This window comes from Actinophytocola sp., assembly GCF_036555685.1.
Taxonomy (GTDB): Bacteria; Actinomycetota; Actinomycetes; order Mycobacteriales; family Pseudonocardiaceae; genus Actinophytocola.
Map to the genome: position 1 here is coordinate 23,732 of NZ_DATBKY010000286.1, position 20,045 is coordinate 43,776.

Here is a 20,045-nt window from a genome sequence, read left to right on the forward strand (position 1 = left end):
TGCACCTCCCAATGTCGGGAGGCGCCCTTGGGTGACGATCGGTCAGGGCCGAGCGTGGCGGACACGGTGTCCGTTGCAGCGCCTCTCGACCCTGCACACAAAGTTACCGGTTCGAATTAGAGGACGCCAAGAGACGGTGTCCAGAGCGCCTGGAAATTTCCCGACCAGTGCGCTCGCCGTCTCACGGACCGGGATCGGTCAGCGCGGTCACGGCGGCGGCGAGGCTCGTGAACCGCTCGGTGCCCGGCAGCCTGCGGCGCGGCCAGCCCGGACCAGCGGTGATCCGGCGCAACGGGAACGCGCCGAGTGCGCGGACGGCCTCTGGCCGGGCCGTGGCGGGGCTCTGCGCCCAGAGGACCACGGCGGCGGGGCGGGCGGCGGCCACGGCGTGGACCAGCGTGGCCGTCGGCACGGCGGCGCCGAGCATCCGCACGGTGGCCCGGCGCTCGGCGAGCGCGGCGGCCAGCGCCTCCAGCGGCAGCGTGTGCTGCTCGGCCTCGGTGCACGCGAGCAGCACGAGCGAGCCCTCCCCGGCCGGCCGGTCGACACGGTGCAGCGCCGCGGCGATCGCCCACGACAGCACGTGCTCGCGGTCCACGCAGCCCGGGTCGGCCCGCTGGTCGGCGTCGATCGCCAGCAACGCGGGCCGGCACAGCCGCTCCCACACCTCCACCACGCCGCGAGCGGCGAACGCGCTCTCGAGCGCGGCCAGGCAGCGGGTGTTGTCGAGGCTCCGCGCGGCGGTCACCACGTCGTCGAGGGCCTCGTCCAGGGGCTGGCCGGTGGGCGTGCAGACCGTGTAGGCGGCCTCCGACGGCAGCATCCCGGCGGCGATGAGGTCGCGCATGCGCTGCAGCCGCTCGACGTCGACCGGGGTGTAGCGCCGGTAGCTGCCCGGCCGCGAGGCCTGCGGGCCGACCCCGTAGCGGCGGTGCCAGGACCGCAGGGTCGACTCGGCGATCCGCAGGTGCCGTGCCACCTGCCCCGCCGTCCACGCCGTCCCGTCCCCGTCCACTGCAGACATCCTCACACCTTCGCGGGCACCGCGCGGGGCGGAGGACGCCACCGCCTTTGTCGACCGGCAGCGGGCCGAAGGGGTGACGTACCCTCGCCGCCGTGTCCATCGAACGGATCGACCCGCCGCTGACCGGCGGGGAGCGCGAGACGCTGCGCGCGTTCCTCGACTTCCACCGCCAGACGCTCGCCGTGAAGTGCGCCGGACTGTCCGATGAGGACTTACGGCGCCGGTCGATGCCGCCGTCGACGCTGTCGCTGCTGGGCCTGGTGCGCCACCTGGCGGAGGTCGAGCGGACGTGGTTCCGCAAGGTCATGAACGGCGAGGACATCCCGCTGGTGTGGTCGGCGGAGGGCGACTACCAGGCGGCGTACGACCCGGCGGGCTGCGACCGGGCGGAGGCGTTCGCGGCCTGGGAGGCCGAGGTCGAGCACGCGCGCCGCATCGAGCGCGAGGCCGAGTCCCTCGACGTGACGGCCTACAACCCCCGGTGGGGCGAGGAGGTGTCGCTGCGCCTGGTCATGTTCCACCTGATCCACGAGTACGCCAGGCACAACGGTCACGCGGACCTCCTGCGAGAGGGAATCGACGGCACGGTCGGCGTCTGAGTTCCTATGCCGCGCAAGGGTCCTGGTACTCGATGCCCGGGAAGTAGCGGTTCCAGCGGTCGCGGCCCATGGCGCCGAACGTGTCGCAGACGTGCGTCGTGAGGCGGTGGAAGTCCGTCTCCCACAACAGAAGCCGCTGCCCCTTCGGCTGCGCCGTGGTCGCCACCGTGTGGCCGTCCGGGGCGAAGGTCGCGCGGTGCGGCACCTCCAGGTCCGCGCGCAGCCGCCCGGCGAGCCGCGGCGCCTGCGGGTGCCGGAGGTCCCACAAGGCAGTCGTCTGGTCCGCGCTCGCCGTGGCCAGCATGCTGCCGTCCGGGCTGAACGACACCGACGACACCGACTCGGCCTGGCCCGCCACCGACGACACGTGCCGCGGCCGGTGCGGGTCGGAGATGTCGTACAGCACCGCCGTGTTGTCCGGGCCCGCCGTCGCGATCAGCCGGGTGCCCATGCTGAACGCGATCCACGAACCGTTCAGCGCGTAGGTCACCGAACCCGTCCGCACGACGCCGAGCGGGGCCGGCTTCGCCGGGTCGGCGAGGTCCCACAGCACGATCCGGCCGCCCTCCTCGGCGGTCGCGAGCAGCCGGCCGTCCGGGCTGAACGCGATGCCGCGCAGGCCCACGCCCGTCATCGGCACGTGGCCCAGCGGTCCCGCGTGCGGTCCGATCCGCCACAGCCACGCGCCGCCCTTGCTGCTCGCCATCGCCAGCATCCGCCCGTTGGGGTGGATCGCCAGCTGCGAGCACGTCGGCTCGCACGCACCGGCCGGCGCCACGAACGACGCCAGCGGCTCCCGGTCCGGCAGCGCGGTCAGGTCCCACACGTGCACCCGCCGCTTGAAGGTGACCATGGCGAGCGTGCGGCCGTCCGGGGCGAACGCCGTGGCGTCGACCCGTGGGCCCTCGGTCGTGTCCTCCGGCGCCGTGAGCGGCTGGCCCTCGTCCGTGGTGTCCGGGTCGGTCACGTCGCCGACCGTCACCGCGGTCTCGCCGACGCGCACGCCCCACATCCGCCCGTCGAGCTCGAAGCCGACCTGGTCCACCCGGCGCTCGGCCGTCGCGGCGACGATGCGCATCAGGCTGTCCTTGTTCTCCGCGGTCGGCGCCAGGTGGTACGCGGCGAGGCCGAGCTGCTCGGCCAGCGCCGGATCGCTGCGGACCAGCAGCGTCGCCTGCGTGATCACGCGCTGGGCCGCGGCCGCGGTGCGCTGCTCGGTCGCGTCGTGCTGGGCGAGCACGGCGGACACCGTGGTGACCGTCGCCAGCACCAGCAGCACGACGAGCACCGCGACGAGCCGGCGCTGCCGCCGCGTGCGCAGCCGCTCGGCCGTCCGCTCGGCGACGATCGCGGACCGGCTCGCGTGCAGGAACTCCCGCTCCAGCGGGGAAAGCACGGCCTCCGCGCCGCCGTGCAGGCCGTCCGCCCACTCCTGCGTGCGAGCGAGCCGGGCACCCCGGTACAGCGCGCCGGCGTCGCGGTGCAGCGACTTCCACGCGTGCGCCGCGTCGGTCAGCAGCCGGTGGGTGCGCAGCCCGTCGCGGTCTTCGGTGAGCCACTCGTGCAGCCGCGGCCAGTGCCGGATCAGCGCCTCGTGCGCGAGCTCGACATTGTCCCGGTCGAGCGTGACGAGCCGGACCGCTGCCAGCCGTTCGAGCAGCTCGCTCGCGCCGGGCAGGTCGGCGAGCTCGTCGCGGCGCACCCGGCGCTTGGCGTCGTCGGTGCCGTCGCCCAGCGCGCACAGCCGCAGGAACAGCTGCTTCGCGACGACCTGACCGGCCGGGTCAAGCCCCGCGTAGACGTTCTCGGCGGTACGGGTGAGCGCGTGCCGCAGCCCGCCCGCGGACTCGTAGCCGCCGAGTGTCAGCGTCGTCCCGCGCCGGCGCCGCCAGGTCTCCAGCAGCACGTGCGACAGCAGCGGCAGCGCGCCCGGCTCGTTCGCGGCGATCGCGACGAGCCTGGCGACGAGCGCGGTCTCCACCCGCAACCCCGCCTGCTCGGCCGGCTTCACGATCACGTCCCGCATGCCGTCCTCGTCGAGCGGGCCGACCAGCACCTGCGAGTCGCGAAGCGCCGTGACGAGCGACGGGTGGCGCGCGCAGTGGCCGTAGAAGTCCGCGCGCACGCCCAGCACCACACGGGTCCGGCTCGTCTCGGTTCGCGCGGCGGTCACCAGGGCGTCGATCAGCCACTTCCGCTCGCGGGCGTCCGTGCAGAGGGTGAAGACCTCCTCGAACTGGTCGACGACGAGCACGAGGTCGCGGTCGGGGTGGTCGCCGGAGGTCATCGCCTGGCGGATCCGCAGGTGCAGGTTCGCCGGGTCGGCCTTGAACTCCGTCCGCAGGGTCGCCGCGGACTCGCCGAGCGTGGCCGCGATCCGCACCGCGCACTCCTCCACGGGACGCGCGCCGGGCGTGAACACGACGACTGGGTCGGGCTCGAGCCGGGTGACCAGGCCGGCCCGCAGCACCGACGACTTGCCGTACCCGGAGGGTCCGAAGACGCCGAGGAACCGGCTGTTCCGCACCCGGGTGACGAGCTCGTCGACGAGACCGTCGCGGCCGAAGAAGCGGCCGGCGTCGGCCGGCTGGAACGCGGCGAGGCCGACGTAGGGCGGTTCCCCGGCACCGGCGGGTAACTCCGCGGGTTCGTCGTCTGCCAGCTCGGCCGCGGTGTCCCGCCACCGCGCCAGCCAGCCGGCGGTGTCGCCGCCGCACGCGGTCACGTACGCGAGGGTGACGGCGAGAGTCGGAAGTTTCCGCCCGCCGGCCGCCTCGGACAGCGCGGCCGCGGAGTAGTGCGCGCGGGTGGCGAGCTCGCGATAGGTAGGGCTACCGGCGCGCTCACGCAGTCGCCGCAGATCACCGGCGAAGCGCAGCAGCACGTCGGCTCCAGGCCCGAGCGGCCTCTCCCCACGAGGCACCGCGCACCTCCTCCCCGCGCATTGTTCACATCCCGTTGTTCAGCGTCCAGCCATGGACACTGAACAACCACGGTGGCCTAAAACCTTTCCCAAGAGGAAAGGAGCTTCGAGATGGCCGAGCCGTACGTGACCGACAGCGACTGATCCCGTAGACGCGAAGAAGGGGCGGGCCCGTTCGGGCCCGCCCCTTCTTGGTGTTCTGCTACGTCAGGCGCGGCTGCGACGACGCACGACGAACAGCAGGACGCCACCGCCGACCAGCAGGACGGCGCCGATGCCCAGCGGCAGCGCGACGCTGGCACCGGTCTCGGCGAGCGGCGGGGCCGGAGCCGGCTGCGCCGCAGGCGTCGTGGTGGCCGGCGCGGACGACGGCGGCACCGGCGGAGCCTCGGAGGAGGTCGGCGGAACTTCGGTCGTCGTCGTGGGCGGCGGGGTCACGCAGGCCTTGGCCTCCGCCGTCAGCACCCTGGTGAAGCCCTTCGACCCGTTCGGGTCGTCGTGGGCCCGCACGTCGGCGGTGAAGACGTGGTCGACCGTCGCGTCCAGGTTGTCGAAGGTCTGGTCGAAGCTGCGGCCGAACTGCTTGGTGTCGAGCAGCACCGTGTCGCCGTCCATGACCTTGACGGTGTTCACGCCCGAGTCGTCGTAGCGCTCGAGGTGGACCTGAAGGACCGTGCCGTTGTCGGTGCACTCCGCCTTGATGTCGGGGACGTGGGCGGCGGCGGTGCCGGCCATGCCGACAAGCGCCGCGGCAGCGGCCACGCCGATGCCGAGCGCGGAGAGAGCGGCGCCGAACCGGCGGCGCGCGGTCGAGGGGTGTGCCATGTATGCCTCCGGCTAAAAGCAGTAGACCAAGAACCTGTCGACCGCCCGGCGACGATCAACAGCCACGATGGGGTGACAGGGTATACACACTCCGGAAACGACTTTCGGCGGGATCCCCCCATTGGCGTGTCGTTTGCAAATCCGGAGTAGCCCCACCGTGTGGTCAGAATGCTTTCCGTAGCAACGGAAATACAAAAGGGCCGGTCACGACCTTGCGCCGGGGGTGGAGCGCTTGATCGTGACCGGCCCTGCGTACGGGACCAGCTCGCCTACTTCGTCGGCGTGTGGCCCTCGTTGATGTTCGTGATCACCGGCTGCTGGTGCCGGTCGGTCGGCTGCGTGACGTGGCGGCCGTCGTCGACCGCGTGCTCGCCGTGCGAGCGCGCGACGGGCATGGCGACGGTCTCCTGCTCCGCCCGGACCTCGTCCTCCGTGCGGACCCGCTCGGCCAGCTCGTCGCGCTCCTGCGCGGCGGTCTTGGCCTCGCGGCGCGCCTCCCGGTAACGCGCCCGGTGCGCCCGGCTGCGCCGGCCCGCGGCGGCGATCATCCACAGGCCCAGCAAGAACACCAGGGCGACGACGATCCCGGCCACGAACGCCTGCATGAGCGTGACGTTCGCGATGTCGCGGCCGAAGGCGGACACGGTCTCCGCGGGACCCGCGGTGTTGTACGCGATCAGCACGACCGCCGCGCCCGCACTCGCCAGAACCAGCAGCAAGCCGAGGATCAGCATGCTTCCTGCACCTCCAAGTTCGGCACTCCTGTCGCTATGAGTACCCCGGACATCCGCACGTCAATCGTGGATTCTCAACCATTAACAGACCGCTGGGCTCTTGTTAGCTCAACACTGTTCTGTTAACGTCCCCCGGCATGGTGGAGGTGCGACTGAACGTCAACGGAACCGCCGCGGCGGTGGAGCTGGAACCGCGGGTCAGCCTGCTCGACGCGTTGCGCGAGCGGATGGGGCTGACCGGCACCAAGAAGGGCTGCAACCAGGGCGCCTGCGGCGCGTGCACCGTGCTCGTCGACGGGCGGCGGATCGTCTCGTGCCTCGCGCTCGCGGTGCAGTACGAGGACCGGGAGATCACCACGATCGAGGGCGTCGACCACCCGCTGCAGCAGGCGTTCGTCACGCACGACGGCTTCCAGTGCGGCTACTGCACGTCCGGCCAGATCTGCTCGGCGATCGCGATGCTCGACGAGCACAAGGAAGGCACGGCGAGCGCGGTCACCGAGCACGTCGACGAGGCACCCGAGCTGACCGAGGACGAGATCCGCGAGCGGATGAGCGGCAACATCTGCCGCTGCGGTGCCTACAACGGGATCGTCGACGCGATCGAGGAGGTCGCGGGATGAAGGACTTCGGCTACCTCGCGGCGGCCGACGTGGCCACCGCGGTACGCGAGATCCGGCCCGGCGCGAAGTTCCTCGGCGGCGGCACGAACCTCGTCGACCTCATGCGCGAGGGCGTCGAGTCGCCGGACACCGTCATCGACATCAGCCGGTTGCCGCTGACCGGCATCGACACCGGCCCCGACGGCACCGTCCGCATCGGCGCGCTCGTGCGCAACAGCGACCTCGCCGCGCACCCGATGATCCGCGCCCGGTTCCCGATGCTCGCCCAGGCGGTGCTGATGGGCGCGTCCGGCCAGCTGCGCAACATGGCGACCGTCGGCGGGAACCTGTTGCAGCGCACCCGATGCCCGTACTTCTACGACGGCACGCTGCCGTGCAACAAGCGCGAGCCCGGCAGCGGCTGCGCGGCGATCGGCGGCTTCAACCGGATGCACGCGATCCTCGGCACGAGCGAGAGCTGCATCGCCACCCACCCGTCCGACATGTGCGTCGCGCTCGCCGCGCTCGACGCCACCGTCGAGGTGGAGAGCGTGCGCGGCACGCGGCGTATCCCACTGCTCGACTTCCACCGGCTGCCCGGTGACACCCCGCACGTGGAGACCGCGCTGGAGCCCGACGAGCTGATCACCGCCGTCGAGCTGCCGGCGAACCCGGTGGCCGCGCTTTCCCGCTACCGCAAGGTGCGCGACCGCGCGTCGTACGCGTTCGCGCTCGTGTCCGTGGCCGCCGCGCTGCGGGTCGAGGACGGCCGGGTGGCGGCGGTGCGGCTCGCGCTCGGCGGCGTCGCGGCCAAGCCGTGGCGGGCGGTCGAGGCCGAGCGGGTGCTGACCGGCGCGCCGGCCACCGATGCGGAGTTCGACCGGGCGGCCGGCGCCGAGCTCGCGCAGGCCGTCCCGCAGAGCGCGAACGGCTTCAAGATCGAGCTCGCGAAACGCACGATCACGGCGACATTGCGACGCCTCGCGGAAGGAACCCCGGCATGACACTCCCTGTGCACGAACCGGGTGCCAGCCAACCGCACCCGAGGGGAACGGGACGCAACCCAGCCACCGGTACGCGCCGAACCGGTCGGCACCAACCGAGGGTGACCACAAGGGTTGATTCCGGGGAGGCGGAACAGTTCTCCGTCCTCGGCCGCCCGCTCGACCGGGTCGACGGGCACGCCAAGACGACCGGCCGGGCGCGCTACTCCGCCGAGTACGCCTACCCGAACCTGGCGCACGCCGCGCTCGTCTGCTCGACGATCCCCCGCGGCCGCATCACGGCGATCGACACGGCCGCCGCGGCGGCGCTGCCCGGCGTGCTCGCGGTGCTGACCCACCACAACGCGCCCGCGCTGAAGCCGCCGCAGAAGCCGACCCCGGTCAACCTCGCGACGCTCGCGCCCGGCACCACCGTGAACTACCTCAACACCGACGAGGTGCACTGGAACGGCCAGCCGGTCGCGGTCGTCGTGGCCGAGACGGTCGACATCGCGCTGGCGGCTGCGCGGCTGGTCCGTCCTTCCTATACCGAACTTCCGTCCACACTGGACTTCAAGGCCGCCGTGCCGGACGCGCATCCGCAGCGGCGCAACGCGATGCTGATGCCGGGCGGTGGCAGTAAGGGCGACGCCGAGGCCGCGCTCGCCGCCGCGCCCGTGTCGGTGGACCTGCGCTTCACCACGCCGATGCACAACCACAACGCGCTCGAGCCGCACGCGACGACGGCGGTGTGGGACGGCGACGAGCTGACCGTCCACGACGGAACGCAGAACATCGACTGGACGCGCCGCCACCTCGCCCACCGCTTCGGCCTGCCGCTCGCCAGGGTCCGGGTGATCTCCACCTTCGTCGGCGGCGGGTTCGGCGGCAAGGGCAGCGTCTGGGCCGGCACGATCCTCGCCCCGCTCGCCGCCCGCGCGACCGGCCGGCCGGTGCGGCTCATGCTGACGCGCGAGGACGTGTACCGCACCGTCGGCGGCCGCACGCCGTCGATCCAGCGGGTGGCGCTCGGCGCCACGGCCGACGGCCGGCTCACCTCGCTGATCCACACGAGCATCACGCAGCTGGGCCGGGTCGGCGGCCACCCCGAGCAGGTGGTCTCCCAGTCCCGGCACCTCTACGCGGCGGAGAACATTCTCGTCGAGCAGCGCCAGGTGGACCTCGACGCGGTGGCCAACACGTCGATGCGCGCGCCGGGCGAGTCGATCGGCACGTACGCGCTCGAGGTGGGGATGGACGAGCTCGCGTACCGGGTCGGGCTCGACCCGATCGAGCTGCGCAGGCGCAACGAGCCGGAGCGCAACCCCTTGGACGGCAAGGCGTTCTCGCACCGCCGGGTGCTGGAGACGTTCGCGATCGGCGCGGAGCGGTTCGGCTGGGCCGCTCGCACGCCCGAGCCGGGCTCCATGCGGGACGGCCGGTGGCTGGTGGGCATGGGCGTGGCCGCGGCATACCACCCGGCGTGGCAGCTCCCGGCGAGCGTCACCGTCCGGCTGGCCGCGGACGGCTCGGTCGTGGTGAAGTGCGCGTTCCACGAGATCGGCGTCGGCGCGGCCACCGCACAGGCGCAGATCACCGCGCACGCGCTGGGCGTGCCGGTCGAGGCGATCCGGGTCGAGCACGGCGACAGCGATCTGCCCGCCGGGCCCGGGGCCGGCGGCTCGGCGCAGACCGCGAGCGTGGCGTCGAGCCTGCTCGAGGCCTGCGCGAAGGTGCGGCGCGAGGTGTTCGAGCTGGCCGGCAGGTCCGCGGACTCGCCGTTGCGCGGCCGGCGCCTCGCCGACGTCCGCGCGCGGGCCGGCGGGCTGTTCGCCGGTGCGGCGGGCGAGACCTACGCGCGGATCCTCACCAGGGCCGGACGTTCGCATGTGGACGGTGTGGTCGGCTCGACGTCCCGGCTCGGCGAGCTCGCGGACCAGGCGAGGTTCGTCGCGAAGTTCCTGCGGGACGGCCGGCGCTGGGTGAAGGCGGCGTCGGGCGCGCAGTTCTGCGAGGTGCGGGTCGACCCGGACACCGGCGAGGTGCGGGTGTCGCGGTGGGCGGGCGTGTTCGACATCGGCACCGTGGTCAACGCGAAGACCGCGGCGAGCCAGCTGCGCGGCGGGATCGTGATGGGCATCGGGCTGGCGCTGGGCGAGGAGACGCTCGTGGACCCGGCGACGGGCCGGATCGTGAACGCGACCCTGGCGGAGTACCACGTCCCCGTGCACGCCGACGTGCCGCACATCGACGTGACCTGTTTGGACGACCCGGACCCGACGATGCCCCTTGGCGTGCTCGGCGCGGGCGAGGTCGGCATCACGGGCGTCGGGGCCGCGGTGGCGAACGCGGTCTTCCACGCGACCGGCCGGCGGATCCGTGACCTGCCGATCACCCTCGACAAGCTGTTGTAGCGGCCGGTCCTACCGTGGAGGGGTGACGTTCCAGCGAGCCCGGCGGCCCGAGCACAAGCGCCAGCGGTACGAGGCCATCCTCGCCGCGGCGCGCTCGCTCGCGGAGCGGGACGGCGTGCGCGCGGTGAGCCTGGCGGACATCGCGGGGGCGGTGGGGATGCACAAGTCGGCGCTGCTGCGGTACTTCGAGACGCGGGAGGAGATCTACCTGCATCTCGCGGCCGACGACTGGCGTGGCTGGGCCGAGGCGATGCGCGCGGCGCTCGCCACGCTGGCCGACGGTGACGTGGCCGGCGTCGCGTCGGCGCTCGCCACCACCCTGGCCGAGCGCCCGCTGCTGTGCGACCTGATGACCCACGCGCCGCTGAACCTCGAGCGGAACGTGTCGCTGGAGACGGCCCGGACGTTCAAGCGTGCGGCGGTCGGGTCCGTGGACGGGATCGGGGCGCAGATCCGCACGGTGCTGCCGAAGCTCGGCGAGCGGGACGCGTTCGAGCTCGTCGGCGCGGTGGGCATGGTCGCGGCGGGGCTGTGGCAGATCGGCCACCCGCCGGCCACGCTCGTCGAGCTGTACAAGGAGGAGCCGCGCCTCGGGCACGAGCACCTCCCGTTCGTGCCGACGATCACGCGAATGGCGGAGACGATCATCCTCGGCCTGCTCGCCCGCTGACCTCTGTGGCGCGGCAGACGTTGACGCACGCACGGATGCCGAACTAGACCGGAAGGGTGGACATACCGGAGATCTGGGGTGCGACGCGGGCGGAGGTGGCCGAGCCGTACCCGTGTGACGAGCTCGTGCCGGGACCGACGGAGTCGTGGTTCCGCGCGGTGGACGTCGATGCGGCGCCGCCGGCGGTGTACCGGTGGCTCTGCCAGCTGCGGGTGGCGCCCTACAGCTACGACTTCATCGACAACCTCGGCCGGCGCAGCCCGCGCACGCTGACACCCGGCCTCACCGAGCTCGCGCTCGGCCAGCCGGTGATGAACATCTTCACGCTGGCCGGGTTCGTGCAGGATCTGGAGCTGACGGTCCGGCTCACGGACCGCTGGGCGCGGCTGATGTTCGGCGACCTGGCGGTCACCTACCGCGTGGCTCCGGGCCGCCTGGTCGCGAAGCTCGTCGTGTCGGCACGGCCGCTGTCGTTCCTCCGCCGCCGCTTCCTCGCGTGGGGTGACCTGGTGATGATGCGCCGCCAGCTCAGGACGATCGCCCGGCTCGCCGCGGCCTGACCGGTCGGACCATCGACGGGCATCGATCGAGTTAACAAGGATTTATCCATTGTGGCCGGTCGGCGTGGCTACGCTCGGTGGCATGCTCCCGGAGACGTTGGCCGCGCGGTTCGCCTGCCTCGCCGACCCCACCCGGCTCCGGCTGCTGCAGGCGGTGGCGGCCGCGGACGGGGTCACGGTGGGCACGCTGACCGAGCGGCTCGGCGTCAGCCAGTCGACGTGCTCGCACCACGTGGCCAGGCTGGCCGAGGCCGGCTTCGTCCGGACGCGCCGCGCGGGCAACGCCACGGTCGTCACCGCGAACAACCCGGCCGCGCTGCCCCAGGTCGCCGACGCCGTGCTCGGGCTCCCGCCGACCCGCCCGCCGGAGCCGCCGCGGGACGTCGCCGTCCGCACGCTGCGCCCCGCGGACTGGCCGGCCGTACGGCGGATCTACGCCGAAGGCATCGCCACGGGGATCGCCACGTTCGAGACGACCGTGCCGAGCCGGACCGCGCTGGACGCGAAATGGCTGCCGGACCACCGTTGGGTCGCCGAGGCCGGTGGCGAGGTGGTCGGCTGGACGGCGGCCGCGCCGGTGTCGCCGCGCGAGTGCTACGCCGGCGTCGCGGAGACGTCGTTGTACGTGGACGCTCGCCATCGCGGCCGCGGCGTCGGGCGCGCCCTGCTGCATCGCCAGGTCACCGCCGCGGACGACGGTGGGCTGTGGACACTGCAGAGCGCGATCTTCACCGTGAACCGGACGAGCATCGCGCTGCACCACGCGGCGGGCTACCGCACGGTCGGGGTGCGGGAGCGCATCGCCCAGCGGGACGGCAGGTGGCACGACACCGTTCTCATAGAACGCCGCGCACCGCGGCGCTGAGTCAGCGGTGCCCGCGGCGCCGGCCGGCGAGGAAGACGAGCAGCGCGAGGAACCCGGTGGCCAGCGCCGGCCCGGCGCCGAGCACGAGGCCGATCACCGTGATCGCCGCGACCACCGCGACGAGCAGGAACAGCGCGGCGCGCAGCGTGGCCGCCCAGTCCCCGACGATGCGCTCGGCGAGGATCAGCAGGTCGTCCCGCGACGTGGGCAGGCCATGGGCGCGGGCCGCCCGATGCGCGCCACCGGGCTCGGACGCGCGCCGCGGGGCCGGCACGGACTCCACCTCGGTGATGGACGCCAGCCGCACGGTGCGGCGGGCGTTCGATCGCGTGTCGATGGGTCTGCTCTTCGTTCCTGGTACGGGAGCGGCGCCGGGCTTTAGACTGGTCACCGTTCTGTCTGCCCTTTCGATCAGTTCTCGCGCGGACTCGGTCGCCTGGTCGACGGAACATCCGCGTGGCTCCCTGTGCCAGCAGGGAGCCACGTTCGGCCCGTCGGTTCTTGTGTTCGATGCCCCCCGGCTTGTCCCACAAGCATGGCCGATTGATCTTGTTATCTCACCGTGACCCTACCGTCAAGCGATGAACGGTGTGTATTCGTCGATGAGTGGCCAGTTGTAGCCTGAACGACCTACTGATGGAACATGCAGCTGCACTTGCATCCGTCTAGTGCGTGTTCACCTGCGATTTCCCGCGACGAAACACGTTCGAGTGGTGAACGGCCGCTCACCTGAGCGTGGGTCGGAGATCAACTCGGTCGTCACGCTCCGCAGTCAACGCGGCCGCGCTGCCGGTGTCGATCATCCGGTGGTGCCTAGGCTGACGGACGTGCGCATCGTGTCGCTGCTCCCGGCGGCCACCGACATCGTGGCCGAGCTCGGCCGGCTCGCGGACCTCGTCGGTCGCACGCACGAGTGCGACTGGCCCGCGGGGGTCGAGCGCGTGCCCGTCGTGACGACCAGCGAGGTCGGCGCGGAGATGTCGAGCCGCGAGATATCGGCCGCCGTCGGCACGGGTCATCGGGGCTCGGCGCTGTACGGCCTGGACCCGGCAATGCTCGCCGGGCTGCGGCCGGACCTGGTGCTGACGCAGGACCTGTGCGAGGTCTGCGCGGTCTCCTACCGCCGGGTCTCCGAGGCGGTGCGGATCATGACGGCCGGTCCGCTGGTGCTCAGCCTCGAACCGCGCACGCTCGCCGAGGTGCTCGACTGCCTGCGCGTGGTCGGCGAGGCGCTGGGCGTACCGGACGTCGCGGCGGACCGCATCGCGAGGCTGCACGCCCGGCTCGACGAGGTGCGCCGCAGGGTCACCGGCCGGCCGCGACCGCGCGTGGTCGCGCTCGAGTGGCTCGACCCGGTCTGGCCGGCCGGCCACTGGGTGCCCGAGCAGATCGCGCTGGCGGGTGGCGAGCCGCTGCTCGCGAGCGCGGGCGAGCACACGTCGGCGATCGAGTGGCAGCGGGTCGTGGCCGCACGGCCGGACGTGCTCGTGCTGCTGCCGTGCGGTTTCCCGCCGGCCCGCACGCGCGCGGAGCTGGCCGTGCTGACCGGCCGTCCCGGGTGGACGGACCTGCCGGCCGTGCGCGCGGGCCGGGTGTGGGTGCTCGACGGCCCGGCCTACTTCAACCGGCCGGGTCCGCGGGTCGTGCGGGGCGCCGAGGTGCTCGCGCACGTGTTGCACGGCGCGTACCCCGACGCCAAAGTCAGTCCACTTCGGACGGAAGAGCTTCGTCCGACGGGAAGCGCTGCGCCCACCACGGGCTCCACCGCTGTTTGATCTCGGCGTGGCGCGCGTCGTCGAGGCCGTACGTGGACAGCACCGCCATCGCGGAGCCCTCCGGCTTGTCGCCGGCCGGCCCGATGCTCGAGACGACGAGCAGCCCGTCGCCCCACGCGTCGACGGTGACGCCGAGCTGGTGCTCGGAGCGGAACCAGACCTCGCCCTTCACGTGCTCGCCGAGGAGCGTGGTCTCGACCGTCGGGCCTTCGGGCAGCCCGAGCTCGGCGGCGAGGTCGAGCCCGGACTCGTTGCTGCCGGCGAAGAACAGCGTGCGGCGGGCGGCACCGGGCTGGCGCTCGATCGCGAACTTGAGCTGGTGGAGGAAGGTGATCCAGCCCTCGGTGATCTCCGTGTAGTAGGCGTCCCAGTCCGGGTTGGTGCCGCGGGGCGCACGGGTTAGCGTGACGCGCGTGCCGTCGCCGTCCTTCTCGAGGCTGATGGGGTCGCCGCCGTGGAGGTGGAGCGTGCGGGCGCCGGTGTCCTCCTCGACCTCGGTGAAGTAGATCAGCTCGATCTCGTCGTCGAGCCCGTCGTAGTCCCAGCCGTGCCAGTGCCGGATGGTTTCCTTGTCGCGCAAGGCTTGCCACACGGTATCCACCGGTGCCGCGATGGTGACCTCGATCCGCGGCGCGCTGTCGGTCATTGGTTGTCTCCCATGTCAGCAGGGGCCGGATGGCCGGCGACGACCATCCGGTACGGACGCCCGTCCGGGCTGTCGAACCGCGCGACGACCTGCCGGACCGCCTCGGCAAGCGCGTCGGTGAACGCGTGCACGTCGTGTGGTTGCCCGAACTTCACCTCCGCCTCCACGGTGAACGTGAGCAGACGCTTGCCCTCGGCGGCCGCTCCCGCCTGCATCCGAGCCACGTCCCGCACCGTCGCGGCGGCGACGTCGACGAGATGCTCGGCGGCGAACTGGTCACGTGCCTGCGTCCTCTCGTCGGCGATCATCATGGTGGGGTCAACGACGAAGGTGCCGGGACGGGTGCGCAGGATTCTCTCGACGCACCCGCGCCGCTGCCTCTCCTCGACGAGCTCGACGAGCCCGGCCCGCTCGAGCGCGCGCAGATGGTAGTTGACGCGCTGGCGCGGCAGGTCGAGCTCGCCCGCGAGCCGGGTGGCCGACGCCGGTTCGCGCAGCAGGCCGAGCAGCCGGCGGCGCAGCGGGGACAGCGCCAGCCGTACCTGTTCGGGCTGGTCGACATATGTGAGTCCGGCGGCCACGGGCCCATGCTGCCAATTGACAGTTTTTCTTGTCAATAGTCCTGCGCGAAGGAGCGGCTCGACCTTCGCAGGAGAGCTAGACGCCCGACACCAGCGACGGGCGGGTGGCGAGCAGGTGCGAGAACCGCGCCGCCCCGGCCCGGGCGGCCCGTTCCAGCTGCCACCGCCGCGCGTGGAACGTCTCCGACGGAACGGAGAACGCCACCGCGCCGATCACGCGGTTGTCCGACGACAGCACGGGCGCCGACAGGCAGGCGAGCTCCGGCTGGAACTCCTCGATCTCCAGCGCCATCCCGGCGCGCTCGACGTGGTCGAGCTCGGTGTCGAGGTCGACGGCGCGCACGTGGGTGTGCTCGGTCAGCCGGGGCATGCCGGCGCTCGTGAGGTACTCCCGCCGCGCGCGCCGCGGCATGGACGCCAGCAGCACCTTGCCGAACGCGGTGGCGTGGGCCGCCTCGTGGAAGCCGAAGTCCAGCGGTGTCGCGCGCGGGAACTCCGGGGAGTCGGCCACCGCGGCGACCACGATGTCCGTCTCGCGGAAGACCGTGTAGTACGCGGCCGCCTCGGCCCGCCGGTGCAGGCGGTGCAGCTCGTCCTGCAGCTCCTGGCCGACATCGAGCTCCTCGCACAGCCGCTGGTACAGGCTGCCCACCTTGTACCCGAGGCCGAAGCCGCGCCCGTGCCCGAGCCGGATCAGGTATCCCTCGTGCACCAACGTGTTCAGCAGGTGGTAGGTCGTCGACAGGTTGTAGCCGGCGCGCCTGGCCACCGCCTTCGCCGTGATGCCGTCACCCGCGGAACCCACGATGTCGAGCACCCGCAACGCGCGCTGGGCGGACCCGATCAACCCGCTGCTCTGCTCGGTCACGTTGCCGACATTACGTCAGCGGATCGCCGCGCAAAAGGTCTGACATCACGTTCGCGTGGGCACAAATTTATGTCGAACGATCACGGTCCGCCAACCGCTCACACGGGCACCCGGTCGGCGGTCGGCGCGGGCACCTCCGGCTCCGCCGGCACCTCGATGTCGTACAGCCTCGCCGCGTTCAGCCCGAGGATCTTCCGCTTGATCCCGGGCGTCAGCCGCGGGTACTCGGTCATGTCGTCGGGGAGCTGGAAGTCGACGAACCGCTCGACGAGCCAGCGCGGGGTCCAGATCGCGTAGTCGCTGCCGAACGTGATCCGGTCCTCGCCGATCCAGTACAGCAGCTCGCCGATGATCTTCGCGAAGTAGCGCGGCCGCGTGTGGATGAACGGCAGCGCGAGCGCGAGTCCACCGTAGACGTTCGGCTCCTGCGTGGCGATCCAGCAGAAGTCCTCCAGCCGCGGCAGGCCGACGTGCTCGACGACGAACCGCAGCCCCGGGAACTCCGACGCCACCTCGTCCACGTCGGCCACGTCGAACGCGGCGCGGTTGAGCGGGTAGATCGTTGGTCCCTTGTGGACATGGATGTTGCGGATGCCGAGGTCCTGGCACAGCTCGAGGTACCGGTAGGCCCACGGGTCGGTGAGCTGCCAGCCCTTCGACGCGCCCTTCCACTCCGCGGTGCACAGCTTGACGCCGCGCAGGTCCCACCGCTGGGCCAGCGCCTCGAGGCGGTCCAGGCCGGCCTGGCCGTCGCGCGGGTCCCAGGCGCCGTTGACGATGAACCTGCCGGGGTGCCGCTCGGCGAGCATGCCGTCGCGTTCGGTGGTGTTGAAGCCGTTGACGAAGAACTCGGTCAGGTACGTCGGCTGCAGGATCGCCTTGTCCACGTGGCCGGCCTCGAACAGGTCGTGCAGCACCCGCTCCTCGGGCTGCAGCCGGAACTCCTCGAACGACCAGCGCTCGGACTCGGGCGAGAGGTTGCGGTGGTAGTCGTAGCAGCAGTTGATGAAGCCCTCGCCGTAGCGGTTCGCCTGGTTCGCCGGCCGGGCGTCCCAGTACTGCACGTGGCTGTCGACGACGAAGTAGCGCTGCCCGTCCTTCTCGTACATCGCGGCCTCCCCGATCGAGGTACCTCGATGGTTCGGCCGCCACGGTCAGGGGTCAACGGCGTGGTTTGCACGCCCGCGAAAAACCGGCGGATATTTCACGGGCGTGGAATCTCACGCCGTCGGGCACAATCGCGCCGTGGAGATCGCCGAGTGGCTGCGCGTGCGGCGCGAGCTGCGGGCCGGCCGGCACCGGCTCGCGGTCGAGGCGGCGGCGTCCTACCCGGACGTCCCGAAGCTCGCCGGCACCCCGCTGCTGACTCGCCCGGAGTGGATGCCGGAGCGCCCGGTGCCGCTCGCCGACCTCGCGCTGTCTCTCGGCGCGTCGCCGCCGGTGCCCGGCCTGCCGCCCACCGGCTACGCCGCCATGATGGCCGCGCACGACGCGCCGGCGGTGTTCGAGAACCGGCCCACCTACCGGCTGCTCGAGGCCCGGCTGACCGGCGAGCCGCGGCTCGCGTTCGGCGAGGGCACGTACTTCGACAGCATCGACACGGGTGAGGCGGCCGCGCACGAGTACGCGGCCGGCGGCCCGGCCCCCCTGCGCGACGCGATCGGCGACCCGACAGACCTCGCCCGGCGCCCGGCGAACATGGCGATCAGCGCGCTGACCATCAGGCTCGGCTCGCCGCCGACGTTCTTCCTGCACTGGCGCGACCCGGCGCGGGTCGGTCACGCGGGCGGGCTGTACCAGGTGGTGCCGGTGGGGGTGTTCCAGGCGAGCGGGCCGTCGCCGGCCGAGTTCTCGCTGTGGAACTTCCTGCTGCGTGAGTACGCGGAGGAGCTCCTGGGCGAGCCGGAACGATCCGGCGTGGACTACGAGAGCTGGCCCTTCGCGGTGGCCATGGGCGAGGCCCTACGCGGCGGCCGGATCCGCGCGCACTGCCTGGGCCTGGGCGTCGACCCGCTGACGTTCGCGACGGACCTGCTCGTGGCGGTGGTGCTGGAGGCACCGGTGTTCGACGCGCTGTTCGGCGGGTGGGTCGCGGAGAACGAGGAGGGCGCGGTCACCGAACGCCCCTTCACCGCGACCGCGATCGACGGCCTCCCGATGCAGGCGGCGGGCGCGGCACTGGTGCGCCGCGCCCTCGACCTTCACGACCTCCTGCTCACCACCGCGATCGGGGCCAGCGCCAGCACGCCACCGAACACCGCCACCAGCGAGTAGCCGCCCAGGCCGTAGAGCGAACCCGCCACCAGGCTCGCCACCGCGGAGGACAGCCACACCACCGCGTCCACCACGCCCTGCAGCTGCGTGCGTTCCGCGGCCGGCAGGTCGCGGGAGAGCAGGCTGCTGCCGCCCACCAGCACGAGGTTCCAGCCGTAGCCCAACAGGAACAGCGCCAGCGGCAACCCCGACGTGTGGGCCGTCGGCGCGGAGAAGGCGGTCGCCGCGGCGACGAGCAGCGTGCCGATGCCCAGGTAGATCGTGGCGCGGCCACCCCAGCGGTCGGCGATCCGGCCGGACAGCGGCGCCAGCGCGAACATCCCGATCATGTGCGCCGACAGGATCCAGCCGATCACGCCGAGCCCGTGCCCGTGGTGCTCGAGCTGCAGCGGCGTCATCGTCATCACCGAGACCATCGCCACCTGCGCGCCGACCATCGCGATCAGCGGGCCCGCCACCTCGGGGCGGCGCAGCGCCGCCGCGACCATCGGGCGGGACAGCCGCGGCCGTGGCGGGGGCGGCGGCACGCGCGGCAGCCCGGCCGTCACGGCGAGGGCGATCACGGTCGTCACCACCGCGACCAGCACCGGGCCGGCGAGCTCGGGCAGCCCCATCAGCTCGGCCACGTGCCCGCCCGGCTTCATCAGTCCCGGCCCGAGGATCGCGCCGACCGTGCCGGCCCACACGATCACCGACAGCCCGAAACCCTTGCGCTCCACCGGATACAGCTCCGCGGCGACGTACCGGCTCATCTGCGCGCCGCCGTTGCCCAGGCCCAGCAACACCATCCCGGGCAGGAGCACGACGAGCAGCGCACCGGCCGCCGCGCCGAACGCGATGATCGCGCCGGCCACGGCCGCGGCGTACAGGCCCAGCAGCACGGGCCTGCTGCCGCGTCTGGCCATCAACGCGCCGGCACCGAGCGTGCCGAGCGCGGTGCCGATGACGCCGAACGCGCCCGGCACGCCGCTCCACGCCGGGCCCGCGGTCGCGCCGGCGATCAGCGTGCCGGCCGTGCTGGCGCCGGCCATCGCGGTGTTCATGGCGGCGACGCCGGAGAACAGCGACGTGGCCGAGCGGCGTACCGGGGTCTGCAGGATCGTCATGCCAGACAACGTTAGGCAGGTTCGACGCGTTTTCGAATGGCCTGACGCAGGCGTATGGTCGCGCCCACCGGCACGACGAAAGGATTGTGGTGGCGATGACCTTTCGTTCGGAAAGACCCCTGGACAAGGTCGACTGGCAGATCGTCGAGGAGCTGCAGGCCGACGGCCGGCTGTCGTTCAAGGAGCTCGGCCGGCGGATCAACCTGTCCGCCCCGGCCGTGGCCGAGCGGGTGCGTCGGCTCGAGGAGACCGGCGTGATCACCGGCTACCGCGCGAACGTCGACGCGCGCGAGGCCGGCTATCCGTTCCTCGCGTTCGCGCAGCTGCGCTGCACGCTCGGCCACTGCCTGCTGAAGACCAGCACGGCCGCCGACTACCCGGAGGTCGTCGAGGTGCACAAGCTCTCCGGCGACCACTGCACGATGCTGAAGGTCCGCGCGGCCACGCTCGACCACCTCGAGGGCCTCTTCGAGCGCCTCGGCCAGCACGGCGAGCTGCGCTCGTTCGTCGTGCTGTCGACCCAGTTCGACGGCCGGCCGGTCAGCGCGCCCGTCGCGGACTACCTGACCGCGACCCGGGCGGAGGGCTGGTCCTGA

The 20,045-nt window shown here is 72.5% G+C and carries 20 protein-coding genes and 1 riboswitch; of the genes, 10 read left to right on the forward strand and 10 right to left on the reverse strand.

Features of this window, described 5'->3' with window-relative positions; all coding sequences use genetic code 11:
• Positions 1-12 precede the first annotated feature (12 nt).
• A riboswitch (S-adenosyl-L-homocysteine riboswitch) is annotated at positions 13-93 on the reverse strand.
• Between the two features lie 88 nt (positions 94-181).
• Positions 182-1,024 (reverse strand): MerR family transcriptional regulator, encoded by an 843-nt coding sequence (locus VH969_RS28995; protein ID WP_331979975.1) that lies wholly within the window; start codon positions 1,022-1,024, stop codon positions 182-184.
• A gap of 92 nt (positions 1,025-1,116) precedes the next feature.
• Here VH969_RS28995 and VH969_RS29000 point away from each other — a divergent pair, with 92 nt between their 5' ends.
• Entirely contained in the window at positions 1,117-1,623 is a 507-nt protein-coding gene (locus VH969_RS29000; protein ID WP_331979977.1) for a DinB family protein, read from the forward strand.
• 4 nt (positions 1,624-1,627) lie between these two features.
• On the opposite strand, the gene VH969_RS29005 is transcribed toward VH969_RS29000, so the two are convergent.
• From VH969_RS29005 to VH969_RS29015, 3 genes are all read right to left on the reverse strand, one after another.
• Positions 1,628-4,546, reverse strand: coding sequence for a WD40 repeat domain-containing protein (locus VH969_RS29005; protein ID WP_331979979.1), 2,919 nt, complete (start codon positions 4,544-4,546; stop codon positions 1,628-1,630).
• 207 nt (positions 4,547-4,753) lie between these two features.
• The gene (locus VH969_RS29010; protein ID WP_331979981.1) at positions 4,754-5,371 is read right to left on the reverse strand and encodes an LAVTG motif-containing sortase-dependent surface protein; all 618 of its coding nucleotides are present in this window, start codon (positions 5,369-5,371) and stop codon (positions 4,754-4,756) included.
• Positions 5,372-5,640: 269 nt separating this feature from the next.
• Positions 5,641-6,105 (reverse strand): hypothetical protein, encoded by a 465-nt coding sequence (locus VH969_RS29015; RefSeq protein ID WP_331979983.1) that lies wholly within the window; start codon positions 6,103-6,105, stop codon positions 5,641-5,643.
• Positions 6,106-6,242: 137 nt separating this feature from the next.
• Between VH969_RS29015 and VH969_RS29020 the strand changes: the two genes are divergently transcribed.
• The 6 genes from VH969_RS29020 (at position 6,243) to VH969_RS29045 (ending at position 12,199) form a co-directional block, all read left to right on the forward strand.
• Positions 6,243-6,728, forward strand: a complete 486-nt coding sequence (locus VH969_RS29020; protein WP_331979985.1) for a 2Fe-2S iron-sulfur cluster-binding protein — start codon at positions 6,243-6,245, stop codon at positions 6,726-6,728.
• Positions 6,725-7,711 carry an FAD binding domain-containing protein gene (locus tag VH969_RS29025; protein WP_331979987.1) on the forward strand — a complete coding sequence of 329 codons (987 nt, stop codon included), beginning with the start codon at positions 6,725-6,727 and terminating at the stop codon, positions 7,709-7,711. The genes VH969_RS29020 and VH969_RS29025 overlap by 4 nt, the downstream gene beginning before the upstream one ends.
• Before the next feature lie 101 nt (positions 7,712-7,812).
• The gene (locus tag VH969_RS29030; protein ID WP_331979989.1) at positions 7,813-10,104 is read left to right on the forward strand and encodes a xanthine dehydrogenase family protein molybdopterin-binding subunit; all 2,292 of its coding nucleotides are present in this window, start codon (positions 7,813-7,815) and stop codon (positions 10,102-10,104) included.
• A gap of 22 nt (positions 10,105-10,126) precedes the next feature.
• On the forward strand, positions 10,127-10,774 hold the full coding sequence (locus tag VH969_RS29035; RefSeq protein WP_331979991.1) for a TetR/AcrR family transcriptional regulator: 648 nt from the start codon (positions 10,127-10,129) through the stop codon (positions 10,772-10,774).
• A gap of 56 nt (positions 10,775-10,830) precedes the next feature.
• Positions 10,831-11,334 carry a hypothetical protein gene (locus tag VH969_RS29040; RefSeq protein ID WP_331979993.1) on the forward strand — a complete coding sequence of 168 codons (504 nt, stop codon included), beginning with the start codon at positions 10,831-10,833 and terminating at the stop codon, positions 11,332-11,334.
• Positions 11,335-11,416: 82 nt separating this feature from the next.
• Positions 11,417-12,199, forward strand: a complete 783-nt coding sequence (locus VH969_RS29045) for a helix-turn-helix domain-containing GNAT family N-acetyltransferase (RefSeq protein WP_331979995.1) — start codon at positions 11,417-11,419, stop codon at positions 12,197-12,199.
• 1 nt (position 12,200) lies between these two features.
• Here the strand turns inward: VH969_RS29045 and VH969_RS29050 are convergent, their stop codons facing one another.
• Complete coding sequence (locus VH969_RS29050) at positions 12,201-12,473, reverse strand: hypothetical protein (protein WP_331979997.1); 273 nt, start codon at positions 12,471-12,473, stop codon at positions 12,201-12,203.
• 535 nt (positions 12,474-13,008) lie between these two features.
• Here VH969_RS29050 and VH969_RS29055 point away from each other — a divergent pair.
• A complete protein-coding gene (locus VH969_RS29055; protein ID WP_331979999.1) occupies positions 13,009-13,974 on the forward strand; it encodes a cobalamin-binding protein in 966 nt (321 codons plus the stop codon).
• Here VH969_RS29055 and VH969_RS29060 read toward each other — a convergent pair.
• From VH969_RS29060 to VH969_RS29075, 4 genes are all read right to left on the reverse strand, one after another.
• Positions 13,901-14,620 (reverse strand): SRPBCC family protein, encoded by a 720-nt coding sequence (locus VH969_RS29060; RefSeq protein ID WP_331980001.1) that lies wholly within the window; start codon positions 14,618-14,620, stop codon positions 13,901-13,903. The two genes, VH969_RS29055 and VH969_RS29060, sit on opposite strands and share 74 nt — an antisense overlap.
• Positions 14,617-15,201, reverse strand: coding sequence for a helix-turn-helix domain-containing protein (locus VH969_RS29065; RefSeq protein WP_331980003.1), 585 nt, complete (start codon positions 15,199-15,201; stop codon positions 14,617-14,619). Before VH969_RS29065 ends, VH969_RS29060 begins: the two co-directional genes overlap by 4 nt.
• A gap of 76 nt (positions 15,202-15,277) precedes the next feature.
• Entirely contained in the window at positions 15,278-16,069 is a 792-nt protein-coding gene (locus VH969_RS29070; protein ID WP_331980005.1) for an IclR family transcriptional regulator, read from the reverse strand.
• A gap of 98 nt (positions 16,070-16,167) precedes the next feature.
• A complete protein-coding gene (locus tag VH969_RS29075) occupies positions 16,168-17,178 on the reverse strand; it encodes an amidohydrolase family protein (RefSeq protein ID WP_331980007.1) in 1,011 nt (336 codons plus the stop codon).
• Between the two features lie 136 nt (positions 17,179-17,314).
• Between VH969_RS29075 and VH969_RS29080 the strand changes: the two genes are divergently transcribed.
• Positions 17,315-18,343: a hypothetical protein gene (locus VH969_RS29080; protein ID WP_331980009.1), complete on the forward strand. Its 1,029-nt coding sequence runs from the start codon at positions 17,315-17,317 to the stop codon at positions 18,341-18,343.
• On the opposite strand, the gene VH969_RS29085 is transcribed toward VH969_RS29080, so the two are convergent.
• Positions 18,271-19,449 carry an MFS transporter gene (locus tag VH969_RS29085; RefSeq protein WP_331980011.1) on the reverse strand — a complete coding sequence of 393 codons (1,179 nt, stop codon included), beginning with the start codon at positions 19,447-19,449 and terminating at the stop codon, positions 18,271-18,273. The two genes, VH969_RS29080 and VH969_RS29085, sit on opposite strands and share 73 nt — an antisense overlap.
• Before the next feature lie 95 nt (positions 19,450-19,544).
• Here VH969_RS29085 and VH969_RS29090 point away from each other — a divergent pair, with 95 nt between their 5' ends.
• The gene (locus VH969_RS29090) at positions 19,545-20,045 is read left to right on the forward strand and encodes an Lrp/AsnC family transcriptional regulator (RefSeq protein WP_331980013.1); all 501 of its coding nucleotides are present in this window, start codon (positions 19,545-19,547) and stop codon (positions 20,043-20,045) included.

What these genes read in the sequence shown, in the direction of transcription:
- VH969_RS29085 (WP_331980011.1), bottom strand. Translation starts at nt 19,449, where the DNA reads ATGACGATCCTGCAGACCCCGGTACGCCGCTCGGCCACGTCGCTGTTC.
- VH969_RS29020 (WP_331979985.1), top strand. Translation starts at nt 6,243, where the DNA reads ATGGTGGAGGTGCGACTGAACGTCAACGGAACCGCCGCGGCGGTGGAG.
- VH969_RS29075 (WP_331980007.1), bottom strand. Translation starts at nt 17,178, where the DNA reads ATGTACGAGAAGGACGGGCAGCGCTACTTCGTCGTCGACAGCCACGTG.
- VH969_RS29090 (WP_331980013.1), top strand. Translation starts at nt 19,545, where the DNA reads ATGACCTTTCGTTCGGAAAGACCCCTGGACAAGGTCGACTGGCAGATC.
- VH969_RS29045 (WP_331979995.1), top strand. Translation starts at nt 11,417, where the DNA reads ATGCTCCCGGAGACGTTGGCCGCGCGGTTCGCCTGCCTCGCCGACCCC.
- VH969_RS29025 (WP_331979987.1), top strand. Translation starts at nt 6,725, where the DNA reads ATGAAGGACTTCGGCTACCTCGCGGCGGCCGACGTGGCCACCGCGGTA.
- VH969_RS29060 (WP_331980001.1), bottom strand. Translation starts at nt 14,620, where the DNA reads ATGACCGACAGCGCGCCGCGGATCGAGGTCACCATCGCGGCACCGGTG.
- VH969_RS29010 (WP_331979981.1), bottom strand. Translation starts at nt 5,371, where the DNA reads ATGGCACACCCCTCGACCGCGCGCCGCCGGTTCGGCGCCGCTCTCTCC.
- VH969_RS28995 (WP_331979975.1), bottom strand. Translation starts at nt 1,024, where the DNA reads ATGTCTGCAGTGGACGGGGACGGGACGGCGTGGACGGCGGGGCAGGTG.
- VH969_RS29015 (WP_331979983.1), bottom strand. Translation starts at nt 6,105, where the DNA reads ATGCTGATCCTCGGCTTGCTGCTGGTTCTGGCGAGTGCGGGCGCGGCG.